This is a genomic window from Vibrio tapetis subsp. quintayensis, from assembly GCF_030409945.1.
GTDB classification, from domain to species: domain Bacteria; phylum Pseudomonadota; class Gammaproteobacteria; order Enterobacterales; family Vibrionaceae; genus Vibrio; species Vibrio quintayensis.
The window spans coordinates 102,994-128,273 of the sequence record NZ_JAUFQV010000026.1 but is presented as its reverse complement, the minus strand read 5'-3'; the positions used below and the strand labels follow the sequence as shown (position 1 = coordinate 128,273).

Below are 25,280 nucleotides of genomic sequence, written 5' to 3'. Positions count from 1 at the left end.
CTACAGATGGCAAAACAAAAATAAAGATTAAAACCATGATCTTTAACTAAATAATATAGTAACAGCTCAGCACTATATTCAGTCTATCTTCCGCTTAACTTACTATCTTAGCGACTTTCCATAATTCAGTTAGCTTGCCTGCTCGAACAGCACAAATTCAGAAGTATAAGCCTACAACTCTTAGTAACATACACAATGTAAATGATAACTATTATTAAATATATAATCTATATAACACGATAACTAGGCCATAAGATTCAAGGATATGCCCTACCAGAAAAAAGCCCGTATCAGGGGGAACACCTATATAGATCATGACTATTGTCACGTGTTAGACGTGTTAGACGTGTTAGACGTGTTAGAAAATTAATAAAGCAGTGCTACTGCCGTATCACCCAAAACTCAAGATAGAGGGAATGCAAGACATAGCTGCTTGCAATACGGCGACTGGTAACAACCTAGGAGAATGACCAAATGAAATTATTGCGCATGGAGCGCTTAACGAAAAGCCAGCCAAACAGACACCATCTCAGCGCCCTCGCAGCATCAATTGCCGTTGCCTGTTTTGGCATACAGACTAACCTTGCTGTTGCCGCTGAAGAGACCAAAGATGGAACAGTACCTACTCTAGTGGTATACGGTGACAAATCCGAACGTTCGCTCCAAGAAACCAGCGCAAGTGTTGTGGTTTATGACCAAGACTCAATGCAGGAAAAGGGCATTAACTCAACTCAAGATCTGCTGAGAATGAGCCCAAACATTGTCGATACTGGCTATGGTAATCAGGTTGCTACAATACGAGGGGTAGATGGTTCTGGTCCGGGAGTTGGCGCAGCGGCCTTTATTTCTGGAGCTAAACCAAGACTAAATGTCTCTTTAGATGGGCGCACACTCTCCTATAATGAACTCGCCTATGGTACAAGCTCAATGTGGGATATGCAGCAAGCAGAGGTTTATCTTGGCCCGCAAAGCTATATCCAAGGTCGAAACTCCATTGCAGGAACTGTGGTATTGGTATCCAACGACCCTGTTTTTGAGCGTCAGTTTTCAGCTAAAGGTGGCTTGGGAAATCATGGCTACCAACAAACCGCTCTTGTATATAATGATGTTCTTGTGGATGACCAAGTAGCGCTACGTATCAGTGCCGATCGACAGTATAAAGAAAGTGCCGTAGCACTGGTTAGTTACGACCCGGCAGGAAACTCAAAAGAAATTGAGTCGAATGTCATTCGAGCGAAACTACTGGTAGAGCCAAGCAAGATCCCAGAACTTTCTTCAACTCTCACCATTTCACGAAATAACATCCGTTCCCCACAAGGGGAATATGAACCTGATGATTCACCAAATGCTGCATTTCCTTCAACGCGGCCAGTATTTGAAGGAAAATCCAATAGCTATGTATGGGATCTAAATTACGATGCGACATCCAATATCGAGCTAACATTTAACACCAACTACACCGACTTTGAAATTGAGCGTATTGTTCCAAAAGGTGAGAGATTTGCTGCCGATATCCAAGGGAAGGAATACCATATCGAGCCGTCGCTTAGGTATCGGACTGATTCTGAGCAACTGGACCTTCTCGTTGGAGCACGATATTTCAGTAATAGCCAAGATGACTCTATTAATGGTATGGGTAGCTACGAAGATCAAACTAAGACTCAGTCTGTTTACCTGCAAGCTATTTATAACCTAAGCTCAAAGTTGGTGCTGACAGCGGTCGGACGCTATGAAAGTGAAAAACGCTTTAGACAGGGTGGCACAGGGCCATTTGCACTAGAGCTAGATAAAACCTACAACAATTTTTTACCTAAGCTAGCCTTAGCGTGGAGCTCAGACGAAAATAACACCTTTGGCGTAAGTGCAGCGAAAGGATTTAGCTCTGGCGGTGCCGGGGTTAGCTTTACCACCAGGCCTCCAACGGTTTATACCTTTGATGAAGAGTCAGTTTGGAACTATGAGTTCTTTACCCGCCACCGCTTGATGAATCAAAGAATGCAGCTTACAACAAACGTATTCTATAACGACTATAAAGATCTGCAGCAGCTTACTGGCTCCACCATTTCAAACATAGAGAGTGCTAAATCGTATGGCGCAGAGGCAACTATGGATTGGTTCGCAACAGAAGACCTCAGTATATTCGCCAATATGGGGTTATTGAAAACGAAAATTAACGATACGACCCAGCACATCTATGACGGTAAAGAGTTTGCTCGTGCACCAGCCTTTACTGGTGCAACTGGCTTAAACTACTGGCTAGGTAACTTTGAGTTCAATGGTAATGTTCAGTATGTTGGCGACTACTACTCAACCACTGACAATATCGAAGAAGGTAAGATACCTGCTTATACCACGGTAAATGCATCGATTGGTTATGTATTCGACTACGGACGCGCCACGCTATTTGCCAACAACCTGCTCGACTCCAATAAGGTCATACTCTATGAAGCGCGCGGCACTGTTTACAGTGAGTCACCGCTTCTGCAAAGAGATCGTACTGTAGGTTTGTCAGTACAGCTAGATTTCTAAATCTAAACTCAGGCTAGCATTCATGATGCTGGCCTTTTTTGATCAGCTACTGACTAGATTTTTTAAATTGCATATAAGACAGAGGCTTTGATGTGTAGGAGTCTACATGAGAAGCCGATAACGCCGTAGAATTAGCCAACAAACACCGCCCGAGCATTCGCTTAGCGGATGATATTTTGCAGGACGTCAATATCAAAGCCGACCAAAAGATTGCACAACTTGAATCAAAAGACAAACTTCAGAATTGGCTGTATCGCATTACTCATAATACGATTATGTATTTCTACCGTGCCCGTCAAAACCACTAAGGACTAGTTTTTTGTCACTACAATTTGCTTCCCACTACGTGCTTCGCGTTATGGCGTAATTACCTACCACTCTCTTTATTTTTACCTCTTCTCGCTCGGAACACCTTGCTCTTACGAATTCGCGTCTGTGTTTAATGCTATTTATCAATGGAATCAATCTCGTCACGGCCTAGCTCTCAATCCGAAAACTTTGTACAAGTCCCGGGTATGTTGAGTGCCATTGCTTTATTGGTCCGCCAATTTCAGTTCAAATAACTTGCCAATAGCATCTTGATAAGCTTGGGTATACAAAAGAGGCTTTACTCGAATGAAAGTAAAGCCTCTTAATAATATGCATTTTTGGATGAATTACTTACTGAATCAATCCAAACATTCGTGGTAAAAATAAGCTAATTTCAGGGATAAAGGTGATTGCCAATAATGTGACGATAAGTACGGCGCAAAACGGCATAATACTTCTTATCACATTTTCAATTTTGGAGCCGCTGACACTACAACCGACGAATAATGCGGTACCCACTGGTGGCGTTGCAATACCAATACATAAGTTGAATATAATCATCATTGCAAAGTGAACTGGGTGCATACCTAAATGCTCAGCAATCGGCATAAAAATAGGTGTAAAGATCAATACGGCAGGCGTAAGGTCCATAAACATACCAATAATCAGCAAAATCAGGTTCATCAAAATAAAGATGATAATAGGATTATCGGAAATAGACAGCATCCAGTCACTGATCATCGTTGGTAGACCAGTAAACGCCATTGCCCATGACATGATGGTTGAAGCACCAATCAAGAACAGCATGATACCGGTGACCTGAACCGTCTCTTTACAAATGAGTGGAAAGTGGGACCACTTAAGTGTTCGGTAACAAAGTGACAGCAAAAAAGAATAAAGAACCGCTATACAAGCCCCCTCCGTTGCCGTGAATACACCACCAATAATGCCACCAATAACAACAAAAATAAGCCCTAAGCTCGGCGTTGCTTGCCAAACAATGTTCAGTACATCTTTAACTGTGAAGCCGTCATTCGCACTTGTTTTATAGCCCTTCTTTTTGGCGATAAAATAGGCGACAACCATACAGCTTAAACCCATTAAAATACCCGGTACATAACCGGCGATAAACAGTGCAGCAACGGATGTTCCACCCGATACAACTGAAAATACGATCAATGAATTACTCGGTGGTATCAATAAGCCAGCTGGGCAGGATGCAACGTTTACTGCTGTTGCTAAGTTTTTATCGTACCCATCTTTTTCCAATTCAGGCCCTAACGTTTTACCAACCGCCGCAGCAGCAGCAACAGCTGAACCAGACACGGCTCCAAACATCATATTGGCAAAGATATTAACGTGAAAAAGTGAGCCCGGAATCCAGCCAACTAAGAGCTTTGCGAGATTGATAAGTCGACTAGCGATACCACCCACATTCATTATATTCCCCGCGAGAATAAAGAACGGGATAGCTAATAAACTGAAACTATCAATACCGGTTATTATTTTTTGACCGGCAGTAATACTTGCGACTTCAAACGGTAAAATGAAGTACATGATAGTCAAAGATGACATCGCAATAGCAATTGCAATGGGCATGCTTATCGCAATCATGAATAAAAATAGGCCTAACAGCCAAACACCAATGGACAAATCCATAATATAAAGTCCTTTTAAAACTTACTTTTTGTTAGGTTCACAAAAAAGATCAATAGTATTCATTGCCAAATAAATGAGAATAATAACGGCTGAAATAGGTAATATTGAATAAACCGTAGACATCGGCAATTGCAATGCTGGTGATAGCTGTTGTGTGGTTCTTCCCATTAGAGCGATGCCACCTTGAAGCATAGCGAGAGCGACAAACGAGCCAGAGATAGCATTAATAAGTACATGCAACGCTATGTGTGCTTTTCCCTTAAGATAACCGTCCAATAACGTTATTGCTAAGTGTCCTTTTATACCAAATAAGTAGCTTGCTCCTAATAAGCCAAGCCATATCATCGCATAACGAGCGAGTTCATCAGTCCAGTTACTTGGATCATTCAACACATAACGACTAAAAACCTGCCAAGTGACCGTAACGACAAGTAACATTAATGAAAAAGAAGAGACAAAAAGAATCAACCTATCGAGTAGGTTTCTGAAAGTTGCTAACATGGAGTTATACCTCAAAAAATTTTGCCTTAGCAACGCCAAGGCAAAATCATATTTTTACTAATACAAACTAAAGCGCTTCGATTTTTTCAATGAAGGCAGCAAGTTTAGGATCTTTTTTCGCTTCATCAATCATAGGCTTAACAGCGGCACGGAAAGGGGCTTTATCAACTTCAACGAACGTTACGCCTTCTTTAATTCCTTTCGCTTTGTTCATATCATCGGTTGCATCCCAGATTTTGATCTGCTCTTCAAGAGACTCTGCGGCTGCTTGTTTTAAGATTTTTTGCTCTTCTGCTGTTAGTGAATTCCATTTGTTTTCTGAAATGATGATCACATCAGGTGTCATCATATGCTGATCCATAGAGTAGAATTTCGCCACTTCACTATGTTTCATTTCAACTAAACTAGAAATATTGTTTTCTGCACCGTCAATGACGCCCTGTTGCAGTGCAGTGTAAACCTCATTGAATGGTACCGGAGTCGCCTTACCGCCCAATAAGTTCACCATTTCCATCATCGTTGGAGAACCTGGAACACGAACTTTCATGCCAGCAAGGTCAGCTGGCGAGTTGATTGCTTTTTTTGCGTAGAAGCTACGTGTACCTGAATCATAAAAAGTAAGGCCAATGAAACCTTTGCCTTCACTGGTCACTAGCATCTCTTGTGCGGCTTCACTTCTCATGAATTTTCTCATGTGTGGAACATCACGGAATAGGAAAGGCAGGGCGTTAACTTTGAACGTTGGTTCGAAAGACTCTGCTAACCCACCATTGATTTTTGCCATGTCAATTGCACCGGTAACAACTTGCTCTGCCTGATCACGTTCAGAACCTAGTTGACCGTTTGGAAAAATCTTAATTGTCAGGTCGCCATTTGATTTTTCTTTAACTTTATCGGCCATGATCACCATGCCTTGGTGAGCGGCGCTTTCTAATGACATTGCATGCCCAAGAGTGAGAGTTTTCGCCGTAACGTTGCAAGCAAAAAGGATTGAAGAGGTAAGGATGGTTAGGGCTACTTTGTTCATAGTTTTACTCCATAAAACATTATAATTAGATCCATTTTGTAACTGGACATTTCAGTAGGGACGAACAAAAACTAGCCTCTGCATTATTGTATTACAAGACTACAACGAGCGTATTGTGACCGCTATTTGATAAATTTTAAATCTTATGGGTTCTATTGTGAGCCCTATCTCCTTATCGATAGTTAACCACTCACCACACAAGCCGTTATATGCAATCTATTGATACAGAGCGACTTCATTAGCCGTTCCATCATTATAAAACTCAATGAACTAAGAAGGATCATTGGGAAGCAATTCCGACTCTGAGATTAGAAAAAAAACGAAAAAGCAGTGATTAAATACTTCATTAAAACAAGAAGAACATAACACAATGCCAATAATTAGTTGATTATAAACACAAAAAATACAACCCTCACTAAATGACGATTGAAAGTAACAGAAACATCAGCATCGATTCTTTCAAAGTGCCGTAACGAAATGACCACCTACGCGATAATTTCGGACGGACTAGCATGGAAACTCTTGGTTTAATGCATTTATACGGCATAAATCTCGGTCATCAGTTTTTTCATTTTGAGATAGAGTTAAAAATTACATATTTTTCAACTTTAAACCTCTCACCTAAGTGATGATTTCTTTTAATCTTATAAGACAAATGAAAATTGTGGACGAGCCAAGTAGTTCATTGGTAAGCGATTGAATACATCTGGGGGATGGAGATAGTGCATAACATTGCGTTTCGTCAAACGAACAAAAGTGCGTGATGAAAAAGAGGAAGATCAACCTCCCCTTTCTATGCGTTTAACGTGAACTAAGACACATCGACTAATGGACGAATTTTAACGATGTTTATCCGCTGTTTTTTCTTCAATTGAATATGGCAAAGCTCTAGAGCCAAACCAAATACCATCGCAAAATAGATATAGCCTTTATTCACATGAATCGCGAAGCCTTCTGCCATTAACAAGCCACCGAGTAGAATTAAGAACAATAACGCCAAGGTTTTAAAACCTGGGTATTTTGTCACCACGTGATTAATCTTCTCTGCCGTTAACACCATAACAACGGCCGATGAGACAATCGCAGCTATCATGATAGGGATATTATTAGTTAACCCCACAGCCGTGATCACCGAATCCATCGAAAATACAGCATCGACCGCGACTATTTGAAGTAATACCACAGCAAGCCCAGTCCTTGCACAGGTTGAATGCCCCATTTCCGTATGCATTAACCAGCCCCACAGCTCTTTCAAGCTTTTACCGAGCAAGAACGCACCACCAAAGATCATGATGAGATCTCGGCCTGTGAACGCGTGATTTGCAAGATTCATTAATGGCTGAGTAAGAGACATCAACCAAGAAATAGAAAAGACCAAGACAATTCGAGCCATTACCGCTAAGGCAATGCCTAAGTTTCGGGCTAATTTACGCTGCTGTTGTGGCAATCGTTCGCAAAGTATCAAAATAAAAATAACATTATCTACCCCAAGTATGACTTCGAGTGCGAATAACGTTGCGAATATTGCCCAGGTTTCTGGTTGTAGAAATAGCTCTATCATAATAATGCCTCCAAGGAGTGGAAGCTTAGTGAAGTGTTCAGTCGACTAAAGGGGTCGTCCATTAATTTTTATACCTCTATTACTTAGGAGAGCCAAGTAAATCACCAAATTTCGCCTTCAGCAATAGTCAATTTTCACGCGTAATGCTCTGTAACATTAGAGGTCAAAATAGTTTGTAGACTCCCCAATTCTTAAAGCTATGTGACAGAACCACTGCCAAATAATTTCAATAACGTTATTTATATCGTGTACTAATGGTTCACTTAGAAAATAAACGCAAATGTAACTGTCTCCAAACCTACATAGAGCAGCAGAATCCATCGAATAGCCTGAAGATTTTCATCTCTACAAATGTAAAAAAGCGACTTAACCAGAAGGTAAGCCGCCTTTACTATCGCTCATAAATACCAATACTCGGCACTAACTCAATTTAAAATTCGCCACTTGGCGCTTAAGATCGTCATTCGTATCATTAAGTAGCTGGGTCGCTTGCACGGTATGCTGACCACTGCTTACTAATGATTCAACAATATCTCGAATCGACAGCATATTACGACTTAACTCTTCAGCAACCGTACTCTGTTCTTCTGTCGCGGCAGCAATCTGAGTACTCACATCGTCGATTTCATTTACCGATGCACTCATGACCGTCAAGCTCTCAGACACTTCCGCCGTTTTGTCGGCTGTCTCTTGGCACTGCATTTTGGTTGAATCCATTGCTTTAACAACATTCTCAGTTCCACCCAGCAATTGATTAAGCATGTCTGAAATTTCCATTGTGCTGTTTTGCGTTCGGCCTGCAAGCGCACGTACTTCATCAGCTACAACTGCAAAGCCACGGCCCTGCTCTCCCGCACGAGCCGCTTCTATGGCGGCATTTAGCGCCAGCAAATTCGTTTGTTCAGAGATATCGCCGATCACATTGAGCACACTGCTGATTTTATTCGCGTCTTGATTCATCCGAAGAATGCTATTAGACATATCCTCGACTTCGATGACTAATGCTGTGACTGTGCTGACCGCATTGTTGACAATAGACAACGATGATTCCGCTTCTTTACTTGCCTCATCAGTAATGCGATTCGATTGATTCACATTTTCAGCAACGGTCCGTGCACTTTCACTCATCTGTGTAATGGCGGTAACCACTTGTTCAGTTTCACTAGAGTGAGTCACCAGCCTTGCTTCGTTTTCACGCGCCGTAGTGCCCAACTGATTGGCACTGACCGAGATATTTTGACTTGCTTGAGAGATATGGAGCATCATCTCTTGAAGGTTCTCTACAAATCGATTAAAGCCCTGACTGATGTGAGCTAAGTCGTCATTGCCTTCTATTTTTAATCGTTGAGTGAGATCACCCGTCCCATGAGAAAGATCAAGTACCGCACTTTTCAATTTCAGTAGCGGTCGATAAGCATATTGTAAAATAACAAAAATCGCACCGAAGCTTACAAGCAGGAGCAAACCACCTGTCACCAGTGAGTCGTACATTGCGGCGTAGACTACGGTGAGTGCACTCTCTTGATCAACAAATACCATCAACGTCCAATACATATCGGGAGTCAGATTTACACGCTCAAAATAGCCATCAAACTGAATTCCAAGATAAGGGAAACTCAAATTACCTGATTGCTGAGAAAAAAACTGACGCTCCATCTCCGCGAAGTTTGCACTAATTTGAGAGGGTGTTTTTCCGATATCATTCGGATCATCACTGGCAAAAAATACCGCCTTGTTATCCGTCAATGTCGCCGCGCCACCGGCAAAGCGCATATTGCTGACTGCGCTTATCACCTCACCCAGCGGTATATCACCAAGCAGAACACCAATAGCCTGCCCATCTTGAGTTACAGGCATCGTCACGCTAACGACTTTCTCTTGAGTCACTTGGTCTTGATACACGCCAGTAATCATAACATCACGGGCACTTTTCGCATTTTTATACCAATCACGCTGACGAAAATCAGGTTTATCTCCGCCTAACGACATGAACGCACGACCATCTTGATACGTCATGATGACATTGGAGAACGACGAGCTTTGCGCCAAAAGTTCGACTAAACGTTGGTTGTCCTCACCTGTCAGTTGGCGATTAAAACTTTTCGCTCCATTCTTAATTGCCAGACTCTTAAACGCCATCATCTGTTCCAGCTCCGTAACATGGAAGCTGAGCTTGTCCGACGTTTTCTCCACCAGAGAGCCAACCATGTTATCTTTCATCGCTAGTATATTAAGCGTCCCTAGCACGATGAGTGAAGCGGCAACGAGTACCCCGACACCAAAGAAAATTCTCGATTTAAAACCTAAATTCATCCTATACCTCACTGTTTACGTAAGTGTTAGAGCGATATTTTGATGATGCTGGTCGTTTATTTTTATTTCACGTCACTGAGCACTCAGCACATGAAGACTGAAACCAATCTATCACCTAGCCATGACAACCCGTTTGCTTATATGCAACTAAGCCGTCAATAGACTCTAGTTGCCGACAAGTAAACTATCAATGTTTATGCGCTTAATTTTATAAAAATATGCGCCTTCTTTAATATTTAAATATTCATTTAGTCCCATAACCAATAAAGTGCCTATAGTTAGCGATACACGAATAATTCGTGGTTGGCTAAGTAGCAAAAAACTCTCGCTACTGTTCCTGATAAACAATCTTAAAAAAATGGAGCAACACTATGAGTGACAAGGCAAAAATTAAATACGGCCCAAGGCGAAAGCCATGGATAGAGCAAGTACCAGACTTCGCGTTAGGAAAAATATCCCCACCCACAGCGGACCCAACAAAGGTTTATGCAGAAAGAAACTATGACTTTCACTACACCGAGCAGGCGGTTGACAACTTTGATGTAGAGCTCCCACCAATCGGGCAGACAAACGGAGAGCAAGATCAGGTTTATCAACAGTTACTTGCGTACGTGGATGTTCAGAAACAGCATTTTCTTGGCTATCAAACAGAAGAAAGCATCCGTTATGAAAAACGGCTCGCTCCGTTTCTTGACGTTAGTCTAAATAACGTCGGCGACCCTTTTGTTAACGGAAACTATACGATCAACTCAAAATGTGTTGAACGTTCAGTTCTCGATTACTTTGCCTGTTTATGGAATGCCAGATGGCCTTCACAAGGCCCGTACATTGATCAGAACGACCAATTTCAGCCCGGAGATCCGGAAAGCTATTGGGGCTATGTTCTCACTATGGGCAGTACAGAAGGAAACTTGTATGCCATGCTCAATGCGCGTGATTATTTGAGTGGTGTCATGTTGTTAGAAGAGGAAATAAGATCAGAAACGGTCACTGGTGCAACCTTGGTTAACAATGAAGTATATGCCCACTACCCTTGCCCACCACCAAAGCAAACCAATGCCTACACCCCTGTGGCGTTTTTTTCTGAAGATACCCATTACTCGATAGTAAAGGCCATGGCGGTTGAGAAAATCGACACCTTCGGCGATCTTGGTAATCGACTTTACCCTGATCAAAACCCCGTCGAACCGGGTAAACCTTGGCCAAGAGAAGTTGAGTCAGAAATGCCGACGCCTGACCTTCCCGCAGGTTCTGGCGCGATTGACGTTGAAAAACTCATCAAATACGTCACGTTTTTTGCTCAAAAAGGCTATCCCGTTTTATTGGTGTTAAATTGTGGGACAACCTTCAAAGGTGCTTATGATGATGTAGACCAAATAACGTCTCTGTTAGAGCCCATTTTAAAAGAAAATGGCTTATGGCAAAGAGAAGTGCCTATCGACCCACAAGACCCCAATAGTGATTTTGAAGTGCGAACGGGCTACTGGGTGCATGTTGATGGTGCTCTTGGTGCCAGTTATCTACCGTTCATAAAAATGGCAAGAGATTGCCCGGAGTACCAAAGCGATTTTGCCAATCATGGTGATAACTCAGGGCCAAATTTTGACTTCAAAAATACGATGATTCACTCCATTGTCACCAGTGGGCATAAGTGGCCAGGCGCACCATGGCCGACGGGGGTTTACATGACCAAGCAAAAATTCATGGTTTCTCCTCCCGATAACCCGGAATACATTGGCTCACCCGACACCACTTTTGCAGGTTCGCGCAACGGCCTTTCCCCGATCGTACTTTGGGAATATTTTGCCCGTAACAACTATCAGAAACAGATAGAACTTGCCATGCAAGGACAAAAAATGGCGCAGTATGCTTACGAGCAATTATCACAGGTTGCAGACTATTGGCGCGATAAAGGCACTGGCTTACCTGACGGATTGTGGCTGCAAAGGACTCCGTTGTCCCTCTCGTTGATATTCTGCCAACCAAATGAGGAGATTATTTTCCGTTATTCGCTTGCCAAAGAGAGCACCAGTATTGGTGAGCAAGATACCGAGCAGCGGCATTATGTTCATCTTTTCACTATGTGGGACGTCGACAAATCACTGATCGACAGTTTATGCCACGACCTTTCACAGCCGGGCGCATTCAACTGCCAGTTATTTGAATCCATCAAACACAGTAAGGTAAGTAAACCCAGAGTCGCAAACACACTCAAACAAATCCGATTACCCCTTAGGGGCCGTTCATTTCGTTAAGGAAATGCAGCTTTATTAGACACCAACATCGCCTCGAATTAGAGGCGATATTGTCTCGGTAAGGTTAATTAAAGTCTTGAGTCCAGTAAGACATCTTTGCTAAATCGCTTTTACTGTTCAATATCAGGTAACGAGCAAATGATCACGGTACGCTCTGTAACGGTTAACTCAGCCTGTTAACTGGAAAACTTCAAGTAAACTATTTATTAAGTAAGCTACCTATAAATGAGCTTGCTAATTACTTGGCCAAGTTCTTGGCAATTTGGCGAGCGTAACTAAAAGTATAGTAAGCTTGGTTCGTTGCAAATGAAGCAACCACTAAATCTTTGTCAGGCGATACGTATAACGTTTGCCCGTGATAACCCGCTTTAGCAAAGTCACCATCTGTCATGATGCCATCCCACTGGTAAGCAGTTGATTGCAAATCACCTAAGAAGTAACCGTTGAAGTAATCAAACCCTATACCTGCTTTAAGCACTTCAGGACGTCCCATGGTTTGAACATTTTTAATAAGCTTGTCTGAAATTACCCCTTTTTTATTTGAGCTAGGGGTAAACAACATGCCATAACGAGCTAAATCTCTCAGTGTTGAACTGATTGCACCGTGAGCACCTGGTGCTCCTGAAGGTGACACTTGTAACATTGCGTCATTTTCCGCCCCGATGTGCTGCCAGATTCTTTCTTCAATGACTTCAGCGTAAGTTTGCCCTGTAACCTTCTCAATTAACCAAGCGAGAACGAAAGTATTAACAGAGGTATATTCATGCTTCTCACCTGAGTTTTTCAGACGCTCTAACTTCGTCATATAGTCATAAGTAGATTTCATTGTTTTCGGCGTTTGCCCAACTAAACCAAGGCTCGATTCAAATAATCCGTAAGGTGATTCCTGATTAGTATATGCTTCTGGATCATCTGCTTCGAGGCCCGACATACCTGACGCCATTTCAGCGATATCTCTTACCGATGTACCAGCCCAGTCAGAACCATTTAGCTCTGGAATATACTTTTCAATATTGTCTTGAATGTTAACCTTGCCTTCAACTTCGAGCATACCTAGCAAAGTACCGGTAACGCTTTTGCTGATTGACCACCATAAATGTTTGTCTTGCGCTTGCATGCGAGGGTACTTTTCATAAACAATTTTACCTTTGTGAACCACAATAACACCATCTAGGTGGTCTTTAGTCCATTGGTCTAATGTGAGTTCGCCGTGGCTGGTATTTACTTTTACATCACCAATATTGTTATCAATTTTAGTGACTAGCTCTGTTACTTGGCCTTTTCTAGCGATCATTTCATGATTGAAGAATTCAGACATATTCAAGTAGGTAAACCTTGTTAAATCTTCATCAACCGCTAGCTGATAAGTATTAATATCAAAGTCTTTTTTAAATTGTGCCGATTGCTGCTGCGTATAACCTTCACTTGGGTTGATGTCAGAAGGTGTTGCAATAGCCAAAGAAGACGCTAAAACGAGTGAAGCAGCAATAGAAGTGCAAATAGTTGAAAGTTTCATAAGTATTCCTAAATCAGTTTTTTTAAGTTGGTTGTATTTTACAGCGAAGCATCTAAACTAAAAAAAACAAGTCGTTTAAAAAATCTAAACTAGATTCCTGGAACATCCATATGTTTACACTCGAGCAATTGCAGACTTTAATCCTTGTGAACGACACCGGTTCTGTTTCGCAAGCTGCAAGAACGTTAGGTAAATCGAAAGGCGCGGTGAGCTTGGCAATATCTGCACTTGAGGATGAATTGGGGTATACACTCTTTGATCGTTCAGGTTGGAAGTTAGAGCTAACGGAATTTGGCCAGAAAGTGCTAGGGGATGCTCACATACTTAATCGTCAAATCGCAAAAATTCAGTCGTATACTGAAGTTCGCGACGATACATATGAGCCCGTTCTAAAAATAGGGCTGCATGAAGTAATACCTATTCTTGAGTTTCAGTCTATTTTCGAACAATTTCAACAACGCTTCCCACATACTAGCATTCAAGTACTCAGACTGACCGAAGAGGAGTCACTTGAGGGGTTACAAACAGGAAAGTTAGATATATACATTCGCCTATTGCTAAAAGCGAAACCCCCAATCGATTGTGAAAGCGCCACCATTAAATCTATGCCGTTCGTTTTTGCCTGTGCGCCTGACGGTGAACTGACAAATACTGATATTTCAAGTTCAACCCAATTAATGAATATTCCACAAGTCATACTCGATTTACGAGATAGCGCTGAGAATGAAGCTCAACAGCTTTCAACGGAAATATTGTTAGCGGCAACAAGGGAAGATCAACTATATTGGGTTGAAATGGATGCTGGCTGGTGCATGTTGCCGAAATCTGTTTTTGAAGAACGCCAAGCGATTGGGAGCTTGATGCAGTTTTACCCCAAATTTGAACGACGCCCCATTTCACAAGTTACCCTTGATATGCTGTATTCCATTAAACGACCCGAGAGCTCAGCTTTTAATTGGCTTGTAGAGGCGCTAAGCGACGAACCAACAAAAAGCGGTTGAATCTTGTTTAGAAAATACAGTTGTAGAAGTGCTAAAAATTCGCTTATTTTTAAAAGGACAGGCGCTTAAGCATAAGAAGCACCATAGCTGACGGGTGTTTACATGACCAAGCAGAAATTCATGGTTTCTCCTCCCGATAACCCAGAATACATTGGCTCACCCGACACCACTTTTTCAGGTTCGCGCAACGGCCTTTCTCCAATCGTACTTTGGGAATATTTTGCCAACCCATTGAGGAGATTATTTTCCGTTATTCGCTTGCCAAAGAGAGCAGCGGCATTATGTTCATCTTTTCACTATGTGGGACGTCGACAAATCCCTAATCGACAGTTTATGCCACGACCTTTCACAGCCGGGCGCATTCAACTGCCAGTTATTTGAATCCATCAAACACAGTAAGGTAAGTAAACCCAGAGTCGCAAACACACTCAAACAAATCCGACTACCCCTTAGAGGCCGTTCATTTCGTTAAGGAAATGCAGCTTTATTAGACATCAATATCGCCTCGAATTAGAGGCGATATTGTCTCGGTAAGGTTAATTAAAGTCTTGAGTCCAGTAAGACATCTTTGCTAAATCGCTTTTACTGTTCTTATACCCAATCCCCATTTTCGTATGCTTACTATTCATAACATTTTGACAGTGCCCTGCATGTCCTGCCCAGCTATTGAGGCCCGCATCGTTAACCTTGCCATCGCTTCTTGGGCTTGTGTAACCAAAGATAGGGCTTATGGAGGTATTAGAAGATAAAACAAACGCATTTTGGCCGGCACTATTGACGACAAAATGACCTTGTGCATTTCTTCGGTACTGCTCGTCTGAATTCAATTGAGCATTGCTGGCCGTGCCGTTATCCCATGCGATCGGTGGAACCGATGGGTAGTTTCCACTTGAAAATGACGAGCCAAACGAATCACAGTAGCGCAATGTCGACCTTGCGCAATTAGTCGAAATGATTGATTGATACTTGATACTCTCCTGACTTAAATCATCGGGAATATTCACAATTTTGCACCATTTTTCGTCTGCGACACCTTGCCCTGGCATGCCCCAAATCGAACCCTTCAGTATTTGGTGTTTATCCAGAGAGGCGAAGTCGATAACCGCATCATTATTGAGCGAACCTAGATTCAAATGAATATTCCCAGAGGACGTATCTAATGCAAACATCCGAGCTCCTACATCTTTTGCAGCTGCATCAATTTTCTTTCGCTGCATCAGCTCCCATGCATCGCCAAATCGCTGTTTTGACTGATGACCATAAGCCAATGCTATAAATTGGTAAGTGGGTAAATTCACCTCAATACCGCTCTTGTTTTTTGTTACCACACTTCCAACCGTTGCAAACGTTAAGGCGTTATCAAAGACGGCATTGTTGAATACATACGTTCCTAAACTCTCGCTAGAGCAGGCGTTGGTTTTCATGTCGTATCGATATTCTGAAATGACACCATCAACAAATAACTGATGGTTTTTTCTTTGTGCGGTTAATCCAACGGCTTCGTAACAGTGCCAATCGTTAACTAGATTACTCCCGTTATCGATGATGATCGTCGGTACAGGAATGGTTATATCAACCTTTGGGGTATCTCCCCCCTTAAATGCCGGAAGATTGGCGTTAACAGGAATCGATGAATAAGGATTTACCATTCCTCCCTTTTCAACAAGACCTTCAATAGCAAAGATCATATTGCTCTTGAGTATCTTAATATCTGGCTGCTGAACAGTGACTGTTGATGATCCCCCAGGGTTACTCGAATGACTCGGTTTCGCATTCTTACTGCCCTCCCCTGATGAACTTTCGCCACCACATCCTGAAATGGTAAGTGCAATTAGCCCTACTGCTAATAAATTTTGGTGATCCATTAGTTAATCCCTAACCATACATTATTCTTTAGGGTTGGGATGTTGCCTCATAGCCTTAGTTTGAATTTCAGGTGAATGTCAGAGAACTCAAAAACTGACATTCAATTAACAATGAGAGGGGGATGCAAGCAGGGAGAGAATCGTAGGCGTCACATGTAGTTAGGTTGGTGTCGGTTGTAGTGACACTGAATCCAACAACCGCCTTGCTTGTTCCCTGAGCAAAGCACGTTTCTAGCTCACTTTTGCCCCAAAGCTTTTTAGAGTGAATGGCCTCTTTGAGTGTATCTCATATTTTTTACCCTAGTAGTGCTAATCCTGATGAGCTTGGTGTTCTATGCGGATTATTTCCGTAATCGATTCTCTATTGGTATACCAAAATCACACAACACCCTGAAGCGCATTGAGTTTCATACAGATCGAGCGCAGTATAGAGAGATTGCGGATACGGGAAAATACCGTCTATAAAGCGTTAGATTTTCATTTGAATCTTGGAGGAAAATATGAGTAATCCTATAGTGGTTACATCTCAGAGTCAGGTAGCAACGGGTGTTGATCAATTTTCAAATGGATTAACTACATACTTAGGTGAACTTGGTTTACCAACCGAGCAAGTTTTAGTTCCTGTGTCTGAAAGGTCACGAGTAATAAATAATTTACCTGAAGTTATTACGTTGATTGATGCAAGTCAGCGTACCACTTCAATCTACCTTTCTAAATTTATAGCGGCATGTGGTGCTGGCTTATTTGATGCCGCATTAAACTTTATTTGGGACGAAACGGTTGTTAACTTACGAGAAAAAGTTGCTCGTTTTGATATTGAATACTTTTATGACAGCGTGGTTACTGATGAAAACCGCAGGAAAAAACTGAAAGATGAACATGATTTAGTCAAAATTGATGAATGGGAGTTAGTCCGAGGGTGCCACCTGACAGGGATTCTGTCAGATATCGGTTATAAACATTTGGACTACATTCGAGATATGAGAAATTGGGCTAGTGCAGCTCACCCTAACCAAAATGATCTAACTGGTTTCCAGTTAATTGCTTGGTTGGAGACGTGTATAAGAGAAGTAATAGGTAAAGAACCTGAAGGCGTCGCAATCGAGATTAAACGCTTTTTAGGTAATGTTCGTAATAATGTTCTGAGTACAACAGATGCTGACCATATTAATGCTGGGTTAGAGCATTTACCTCAAGATCTTGGAACGTCATTACTTAGAACATTGTTTGGCATGTACACCGCGCCAAATGCCACAGTACAAATTAAAAATAACATACGTCTAATTTGTTCTAAGTCTTGGCTGATGGCTCCAGAGGCAGTTCGGTTTGAGTGTGGTCTAAAATATGCCACTTATGCTTCAAATGGTGAAATCATCCGAAAGGATGCTGCAAATGAGTTTTTAACTATTGTTGGTGGATTACCTTACCTTCCTAAAGATACGTTGGCTGTAGAGTTATCGGTGAAAATTGCCAACCTATATACAGCTCATATTGGTCACAATAATTTTCATAATGAACCAGCTCATGCTCGTATTTTGGACTCATATGTATCATCCACAGGTGTTGTGCCTGATTCAGTGCGTAAGCAATACGTTAAAACGATCGTAATGGCAAAAATGGGGAATGGTCATGGTATATCTACAATGGCTGAATCCTATTACGACAGTATGCTCGTAAAGTTTGGTGATGATGAAATCAAAGAGTTTGTAAGTCTTTTGACTGATAGAGAAGTAACATCAAGATTGTGTCTACCTTCATGTCATCAAGGCTATAAAAACTTAGCGACTTACTTTACTAGTCGCACTACGAATCAAGTTTCATTACAAGCAATTGGGTTTATTTCAGCTGCGACTTCACAGCAATTGCCTAACCTAGGTAAAGACACTCGTTACCAAACTGTTTTAGCTTCGTTTACATAGAAAATCTAACGCAGCGTTATTTGGTATAGGTAAGTTGGTAGGATAAAATGCATAAAATTGATTGGATTAGGATTAGGAATTTCCGCTCATGCGTTGATGTTTCCTTAAATCTAGAAAAATACTCTCCACTAGTAGGCTATAACAATGCTGGTAAATCAAATCTTCTAAAGGCGATCAAGTGGTTCTTGCGCCCTACAGGTTTAGCGGACAAAGATTTCAATGATGTAGCGAATGAGGTTATTGTCACAGCGAAGATTTCAGGCATAAGTGATGAGCTATTAAATGCCATTGATGAAAAACATAAGGCAAGTATTTCTCCTTACATTGAAGAAGAGTCTATGTTTGTTCGCCTTGTCCAAAAGTCACCGGGTGGTGCTAAAACCCTTCGTAAGCTTTACGTTTCAAAGGGTGGTGAAGGTGAGGACGATACATGGGAATGGAAAGTAAACCCGGGAGGTTTACAAGAAGCATTACATGATCTCTTCCCTGAGCCAATTTTTGTCCAATCAATGGACAATGCAACCGATGACGTCTCAAAATTTAAGACAAGCTCTACTATCGGTAAATTATTGCAATTACTAAGCTCCAGAATAGAAGAAGAGCAGCATGAACTGATAGATGCATTGAATGTTATAGGGAAAAAATTGAATTTCGATGGCGGAGAAAGATTAGCCGCACTCGATGACTTCGATCAACGAGCAACTCAGCGAGTTCAAGATTTTTTCCCGGGGGTATCAATCAAAGTACATATACCAACACCATCGCTGTCGAAATTATTTACTGATGGAACAATTAAGGTTCAAGAGATCGGGCGTGATAGTGCCGATGTAGACTCACTAGGTCACGGTGCTCAACGTTCTATTCAAATGGCATTAATTCGATTGCTCGCAGAAGCACAAACAGAAGCAGAGTCTGGGCAAACAACATTACTTCTTATTGATGAGCCAGAGCTATATTTACACCCACAAGCGACAGAGTTAGTGAGAGATGCCCTGAAAGTTTTGAGTGACAGTGGGTATCAAATTGTATTTACAACTCACTCGGCTTTAATGGTTGAACAAGAAGATGTTCCTAACACAAGTATCGTTCGCAAAAATGAACACCAACAAACAATCGTTTCGGAGAGAATTGCTGAAGCTATCAAAGCGGTAATTGAAGGGAATGCGAACCAAGCTCGAATCTTGTTTGAAGTGTATAACATGAGCCAAATTTTGTTTGCCGACAGAGTGTTGATCGCAGAAGGCGCTACAGAACTCTCAGTGCTACCAGATTTATTCAAAGCTTGTGGGCGTTCATTTAATGCTCATAAGACAGCACTAGTCATAGGTGACGGATGTGCTGGCATACATAAAATGGGGAGAATTCTCCGTCGAATCGGTATTCCTTTCAAAGCTCTGGTTGACCTCGACTATGTTTTCACTACAGCTAGAAGTGCGAATTTACTTCAAGAAGATGATGAGAATTTAACTACAGCTATACCGATGTTATCGGCATCTGCTGTTCAAAATGGTTTTGAGCTTGAAGGTGGTGTGCTACCTAAGAAAACTGGGGGCAGAAAGGCTTATGAAGCGTACGAATTATTTGCAGATGAGCAAGGTACATCCGAGGTTATTTCCGCTCTACATGAAAGCTTGAAGGAGCAAAACTATTGGTTGTGGACAAAAGGAGCAATCGAGAAGCACCTATCTTTGGAAGCAAAAACAACAGGAGATTGGATAGCCTTTAAGTTAGATCTAAAAGAGAACAATGTTGAAGATGTATTAGAAGACCATCCATTTGTAAATCAAATGGTTGAATGGGCTACGTCGTAAATACCATATGACAAGCGCTTAAGGTTTCAAGATACTTTTTCTAATCTGATAGAAACGGTTTAGCTCAGTGGCCGTAAATCGTTTCTGTCCAGCTCCGAGTCAGCGCAAGCACACCGACTCATCTTTCCCACCTTCCAAACCCTTGATTAAGCTTTCACAGAAACCGATTGAGTTCGAGTTTTTATAATGTCCGATATCGAGAACCAAACGATCAAGGCCACCGAGGTACTTATCAATCCCACTTCTTGAATCGAAGGCTTTGAATACAACGCCGACTCAAACAAGTAAGAAATAGCGGGGATGACTGACAGTCAAACAAATCCGATTCCCCCTTAGGGGTCGTTCATTTCGTTGAGGGAACAGAATAGTTTTAGACACCAACATCGCCTCAAATTCACCGTTTTCTTTGAGGCGATTTTTTCTTCAACATGCGTTGTATTCAAGCCAAAAACAGAGCAACGCACAACCGCTCACATTAAAACTTAGTTGCATATTCTTTACCTTTCTACTCTCAGCCAACAGATTAAATCTCGTTCAAAACTGAAACGTTAGCTTGCTCGATGTAGCGTTGACGGGCACGTTTAAGGAGCGCATTATTTTATCTTCAGACAGAACAAATCCTGCTTTCGTTGAGTGAGTAATCCATCATTTGTTCTGTGCAACGCAACTATTTGAATGGCAGGCCACATGAATAAAATCGTTATGTTAGTAATGGGGCTGCTTTTTACCAGTCGCTTGTATGCCAGTATCGCACCGCATGTAACTCAACTAGAGCATGATGCGCCTATTCTCATTCGCTCTGCACTCATCGTCGGCGTTATGGGCTATCTCATCTGGACGGTAATTAAATACCTGAAAAAAAATAAGACCTCTCCTTAAAATCAATTCATCCAAATTAGTCCTTTACCTCAAGTTAAGGTGAGGTTTTATGATGTCCTTGTTGATTACGAAAACACGAAAAGGAACATCGTATGATAAAACTTGAACATGTAAATATCGTCGTGAAAGATATCCCTGAAATGCTGAAATTCTATCAAGCTGTATTTCCCCACTGGTATGTACGTGATGAAGGACAAGGAGAATGGTATGGCAAGCCTCGTAACTGGCTGCATTTTGGTGATGAATATCAGTATATCGCCTTAAGTGATCATGGTGAGGGAGAAAACCGAGAACTATCCGGACATCAAGTTGGGCTCGCTCACTTTGCCTATGTGACCAACGATATTCAAAGCGTAATAGACAGGCTCACCCATGTAGGGTTCTCGGTGGCGAAAACGGGGGCAACAGAACCCTACCGTAAGAACGTCTATTTTGTTGACCCATCAGGCTTTGAAGTAGAGTTCGTTGAGTATCTAAGTGATGACCCAAAGCTACGAAACCTTTCTAGTTAAGTTGAACATTAGAGCAAGGTAAAAACGACGTGAGAAAATGAATAATACCCAAGCGACTCTCATCACTTGGGTATTCGATTTAAAAGTAGTAATTCACACCGGTTGAAATGTAGGTCGATTTCACATCATGGAAGTTGATATCGGAGTCTTCATTACTGACACCACCAATCACGCTAACACTGACACTTTCCCAACCAAACGGCTGTTCGTAAGCATAAACCCCAAATAAATTGGTAACCGTGGTATCTTGTTTCTTATCAAATACTGGGTTGTTGGCGTCAAAACCGCGTTTAGCGAAGCCTGCATGAGTAACAAAACTGTGTTTTCCAAAAGACATATGCACCCCAAGCTCTCCACCAAGCTCTTTAAAGCTATGGGCTTTACCATCTGCGTCTCGCATGGTGTATCTCACTGCTGGTAACAATGCGATGTTGTCGGTGATCGGCACAACGGTTTCAAGCCCTACCCTTTGATAGATGCTGTTTCTTTCTAGCTTCTTCATGCTTTCTGCCGATAAATTTTGCCCTTTACCTGACTTATCGTTTTCAACGTCATATTGTACGAAAGCGTATCGAATGGTTAGCGGCAAAATCAATTCAGGCGAATAAGCAATCCGGCCACCATGTGCATTTGACCCGGTTTTTTTACGAGCAGAGCCGACCAAATAAGCGTCTTCCCATACTTCATTTACCCCAGGAACTTTTGGAAAGTACGCGGCGTTCAATAAACCTAAGCCTTCCATATAGTGATTCACGCCAATTTCTGCTTGGAACTGCTCACTGGTGACCTGATCTTCACTTTGACCGAGATAAAATTGGGTATTTCCACTATCTAAGGTGTACTCAACTCGGACAAAAGGGAATAGGCCAAAACCAGAGATTGATTTACCACTGCTCTGTAGTGAATCGGTGGTTTTATTATCATCATCAGTATTGAGCTGAGATTGTTCACTACCCACGCCAACGTTGGCCGATAACACAAATTGCCAACCAGGTTCAAAAGCGGATTCTTGCTCTGCTGTTTCTTCGTTTGCTGCCAGTGGAGCACTCAGTATTAAGCAGGTTAATCCAACTGTTCTGTTCAGATATTTCATCCCTGTACCTTTTGTTCATTAAGAGAGTCGGCTTAATATGTTTGATTTCAAGCTATAGTTCCATGCCAGAATAAAGACTAACTGTGACCATTTGTGACGGCAGACGTACGGTTTATAGCTTGCTTATCTGTAGGCATCGCGTTCCAGCGTAAGGTAAATTTAGCGCCACCAAGTGAAGATTGAGAAACAAACGAATCGCCGTCATGCCAGATGGCAATCTGTTTCACGATGGCCAAACCCAATCCGTGACCAGTTGTGGTGTTCCTTTCTTCATTATCAACCTGTGCAAACGGATCAAAAATAGACTCCCAGAGCTCTTGAGGTATTCCTATCCCATCATCTTCAATCATCAACACCCAGCTTTTAGGGTGACGCTCAAAAGTCACAACAATGGTGCTCTTTGCGTACCTCGCGGCATTGGACAATAAATTGTTTACCGCTCGGATCATTGCTCTGTGATCGACCATGACCTCTTCATCAAGCAAGCGGGAACACTTAAACTCAACGGACAGTTGCGGATGTTCTAATTGGAAGTGATGCAGTTCATCTTGCAACATAGGCTCTAGAGCGCATGGGGCGATGTGGTTGGAATCAGGCACTCTGCGAGAATAGCGTGAGAGGATCAGCGCCTGATTAATCAAGTGGTCTAAGTCATCAATACTTTTCCCCGCAGCATTATTGTATTTTTCTATCTGCTCCTTGGAAAGGGTATTGTCATTGAGCATCTCTAAAGCAAATCTCAGCCGATAAAGTGGCGTTCTTAAATCGTGTGCTATGGCATTGGTGAGGTCACGATGCCCGAGTACCAGTTTTTCGACGCTATCAGCCATTTTATTAAATGATGTGCCCAGCTGAGCAACGACCGACCATTTAGACGTTTTTGCCCGAGCTTGAAGATCACCGTTACCATATTGGTTTGTTGTCGTTACGAGGCGTTTTAAATCGCGCCATAAAGGAATAGCCCATAACATCATGACTGCCGCAATGCACAGCATGATCCCCATAACAATCGCACTCATGAACAGTATTTGGACAGACGTCGATTGATTATCTATTACCTGTAAAATATCCTTATCTTCAATGAGAGCAAAGAGTATCTGATCTTCGTTTTCGTTAATTACAGACGCAATTTCTCCCGCTAGAAGTAGAGATTTCTGCTCTTCGGGCAGTTCTATCGAATCAAAGTGTTCAATCGTGGCAGCGACAGGCATTGATATGGTGATTTTATTCAATTGAACGCTGCGCTGATCTCTGGGTAATTTTTTCATTTCACGCACGAGTAAGAATATCGGCCCGCTGGCCTGCAATTTTCCATAGTCATCACTCGCTAGATCCATCGCGAGATAGATCGCTTGCTCACTTTGCTTTATGCCCATAACCAAAGCTGAAGGATCGGCAATATGGTAGGCCATTTCGCCTGCTTTGATGCTTGTTAAGTTCGCAGGACTTAACGGGAGCTCTGCTATATCGACAAGTTTGAGCTGCATACCAAAATGAGGTTGTAGATTTTGTATGGTTTGTTGCCAATCTTGTGGAGGCTGGGAAGTTAAGTCCTCATGTATTGTTCGTAACGTCGGCCCGTAAAGCTCTTGATAGACATCTTTGGAAATTATCTCGTTGATTTTGGTGATAGGGTTAACCGTAATGGGGTTAAAGAAAAACGCGATGAGTAACAATATCACCAACCAAAGAAGCGAAAATGCTTTAATCATGGGAGCTCCGTTAGCGGTTATCTGCGCAAAGCTGGTAACCTTTACCACGAATCGTTTTGATAATTTGTGGTTTGTTAGGATCATCTTGAAGGGTTCGTCTTAAACGAGAAATCCGTCGGTCTATTGAGCGATCCAAGCCATCGTACTCATAGCCTCTGACCTGCTGAACAATCTCGTCTCTCGATACGACTTGTCCTGAATTCTTTGCAAGCAAATGCAACAGCTCAAACTCGGCGGTAGTTAACCGTATTTCATTGTTATTTAGCGAAACCCGTCGTTTCTGTAAGTCGATTTTCAGTGCTCCAAATACAAATATCGACGGAGAATCTGAAGGGGTATTGATACGTTGATTCCGTCGAAGGAGTGCACGCACCCGCGAAAGAAGGAGCCTTGGTTGCACTTGCTTCACAATGTAATCATCGGCACCCAACTCCAAGCCCATCATTTGATCGATGTCATCATCGAGCGCTGTTTGCATCAAAATCATCCCCAAATAATCGGTTCTTACTTCTCGGCAAACATCCATACCAGAAAGACCCGGTAACATAACGTCCAATATGACCAAATCGGGTTGTTCAGCCATGATTCTTTGTACGGCTTCTAAGCCGTTACTCACGTGGGAGACATTAAACTCGTAATTTATCAAATAATCACAAATCAATTCAGCCAATTCCATGTCATCTTCAACGAGCATCAAGTGATATTGACTTGCAGGGTTCATTAGATACATTTCCCATCCTTAAGCATTACAGGCGATTTTATTTCATTCTGACTGAGTGGACTGTGACGGTTTGTGACGCGAACTAAGCAATACCTGA

General features: G+C 42.0%; 17 protein-coding genes and 2 pseudogenes. 9 read left to right on the top strand and 10 right to left on the bottom strand.

Features of this window, described 5'->3' with window-relative positions; genetic code table 11:
• The first annotated feature begins 474 nt into the window (after positions 1-474).
• Together QWZ04_RS11170 and QWZ04_RS11165 are read left to right on the top strand one after the other, a co-directional pair.
• Complete coding sequence (locus tag QWZ04_RS11170; protein ID WP_290327969.1) at positions 475-2,529, top strand: TonB-dependent receptor; 2,055 nt, start codon at positions 475-477, stop codon at positions 2,527-2,529.
• Positions 2,530-2,672: 143 nt separating this feature from the next.
• Positions 2,673-2,837, top strand: a pseudogene (locus tag QWZ04_RS11165) (sigma factor); the annotation flags it as partial.
• Between the two features lie 352 nt (positions 2,838-3,189).
• On the opposite strand, the gene QWZ04_RS11160 reads toward QWZ04_RS11165, so the two are convergent.
• The 5 genes from QWZ04_RS11160 to QWZ04_RS11140 all read right to left on the bottom strand — a co-directional run bounded on the left by QWZ04_RS11160 (position 3,190) and on the right by QWZ04_RS11140 (position 9,899).
• A complete protein-coding gene (locus tag QWZ04_RS11160) occupies positions 3,190-4,497 on the bottom strand; it encodes a TRAP transporter large permease (protein WP_290327968.1) in 1,308 nt (435 codons plus the stop codon).
• Between the two features lie 21 nt (positions 4,498-4,518).
• Entirely contained in the window at positions 4,519-4,998 is a 480-nt protein-coding gene (locus QWZ04_RS11155; RefSeq protein ID WP_290327966.1) for a TRAP transporter small permease, read from the bottom strand.
• Positions 4,999-5,065: 67 nt separating this feature from the next.
• Complete coding sequence (locus QWZ04_RS11150) at positions 5,066-6,025, bottom strand: TRAP transporter substrate-binding protein (protein WP_290327963.1); 960 nt, start codon at positions 6,023-6,025, stop codon at positions 5,066-5,068.
• 811 nt (positions 6,026-6,836) lie between these two features.
• On the bottom strand, positions 6,837-7,586 hold the full coding sequence (locus QWZ04_RS11145) for a TerC family protein (protein ID WP_290327961.1): 750 nt from the start codon (positions 7,584-7,586) through the stop codon (positions 6,837-6,839).
• A gap of 420 nt (positions 7,587-8,006) precedes the next feature.
• Positions 8,007-9,899 carry a methyl-accepting chemotaxis protein gene (locus tag QWZ04_RS11140; RefSeq protein WP_290327958.1) on the bottom strand — a complete coding sequence of 631 codons (1,893 nt, stop codon included), beginning with the start codon at positions 9,897-9,899 and terminating at the stop codon, positions 8,007-8,009.
• Positions 9,900-10,270: 371 nt separating this feature from the next.
• Between QWZ04_RS11140 and QWZ04_RS11135 the strand changes: the two genes are divergently transcribed.
• Positions 10,271-12,154 carry a PLP-dependent aminotransferase family protein gene (locus QWZ04_RS11135; protein WP_290327956.1) on the top strand — a complete coding sequence of 628 codons (1,884 nt, stop codon included), beginning with the start codon at positions 10,271-10,273 and terminating at the stop codon, positions 12,152-12,154.
• Between the two features lie 238 nt (positions 12,155-12,392).
• Here QWZ04_RS11135 and QWZ04_RS11130 read toward each other — a convergent pair whose 3' ends face one another.
• Positions 12,393-13,670, bottom strand: a complete 1,278-nt coding sequence (locus QWZ04_RS11130; protein WP_290327954.1) for a serine hydrolase domain-containing protein — start codon at positions 13,668-13,670, stop codon at positions 12,393-12,395.
• A 110-nt stretch (positions 13,671-13,780) separates the two neighbouring features.
• Between QWZ04_RS11130 and QWZ04_RS11125 the strand changes: the two genes are divergently transcribed.
• A complete protein-coding gene (locus tag QWZ04_RS11125; RefSeq protein ID WP_290327952.1) occupies positions 13,781-14,671 on the top strand; it encodes a LysR family transcriptional regulator in 891 nt (296 codons plus the stop codon).
• Positions 14,672-14,761: 90 nt separating this feature from the next.
• Positions 14,762-15,143: pseudogene (locus QWZ04_RS11120) on the top strand (pyridoxal-dependent decarboxylase); the annotation flags it as partial.
• Positions 15,144-15,207: 64 nt separating this feature from the next.
• Here the strand turns inward: QWZ04_RS11120 and QWZ04_RS11115 are convergent.
• Complete coding sequence (locus QWZ04_RS11115; protein ID WP_290327946.1) at positions 15,208-16,536, bottom strand: CAP domain-containing protein; 1,329 nt, start codon at positions 16,534-16,536, stop codon at positions 15,208-15,210.
• A 500-nt stretch (positions 16,537-17,036) separates the two neighbouring features.
• Here QWZ04_RS11115 and QWZ04_RS11110 point away from each other — a divergent pair, with 500 nt between their 5' ends.
• The 4 genes from QWZ04_RS11110 to QWZ04_RS11095 all read left to right on the top strand — a co-directional run bounded on the left by QWZ04_RS11110 (position 17,037) and on the right by QWZ04_RS11095 (position 21,657).
• A complete protein-coding gene (locus QWZ04_RS11110; protein ID WP_016791715.1) occupies positions 17,037-18,455 on the top strand; it encodes a hypothetical protein in 1,419 nt (472 codons plus the stop codon).
• A 47-nt stretch (positions 18,456-18,502) separates the two neighbouring features.
• The gene (locus tag QWZ04_RS11105) at positions 18,503-20,266 is read left to right on the top strand and encodes an ATP-dependent nuclease (protein WP_290327941.1); all 1,764 of its coding nucleotides are present in this window, start codon (positions 18,503-18,505) and stop codon (positions 20,264-20,266) included.
• 687 nt (positions 20,267-20,953) lie between these two features.
• Positions 20,954-21,145, top strand: a complete 192-nt coding sequence (locus QWZ04_RS11100; RefSeq protein WP_290327938.1) for a hypothetical protein — start codon at positions 20,954-20,956, stop codon at positions 21,143-21,145.
• Positions 21,146-21,237: 92 nt separating this feature from the next.
• On the top strand, positions 21,238-21,657 hold the full coding sequence (locus tag QWZ04_RS11095; RefSeq protein ID WP_290327936.1) for a VOC family protein: 420 nt from the start codon (positions 21,238-21,240) through the stop codon (positions 21,655-21,657).
• Between the two features lie 79 nt (positions 21,658-21,736).
• Here the strand turns inward: QWZ04_RS11095 and QWZ04_RS11090 are convergent, their stop codons facing one another.
• The 3 genes from QWZ04_RS11090 to QWZ04_RS11080 all read right to left on the bottom strand — a co-directional run bounded on the left by QWZ04_RS11090 (position 21,737) and on the right by QWZ04_RS11080 (position 25,192).
• Complete coding sequence (locus QWZ04_RS11090) at positions 21,737-22,750, bottom strand: DUF2860 family protein (RefSeq protein ID WP_290327934.1); 1,014 nt, start codon at positions 22,748-22,750, stop codon at positions 21,737-21,739.
• 77 nt (positions 22,751-22,827) lie between these two features.
• On the bottom strand, positions 22,828-24,462 hold the full coding sequence (locus QWZ04_RS11085; protein WP_290327932.1) for an ATP-binding protein: 1,635 nt from the start codon (positions 24,460-24,462) through the stop codon (positions 22,828-22,830).
• Positions 24,463-24,472: 10 nt separating this feature from the next.
• On the bottom strand, positions 24,473-25,192 hold the full coding sequence (locus QWZ04_RS11080) for a winged helix-turn-helix domain-containing protein (protein WP_435433606.1): 720 nt from the start codon (positions 25,190-25,192) through the stop codon (positions 24,473-24,475).
• Positions 25,193-25,280 lie beyond the last annotated feature (88 nt).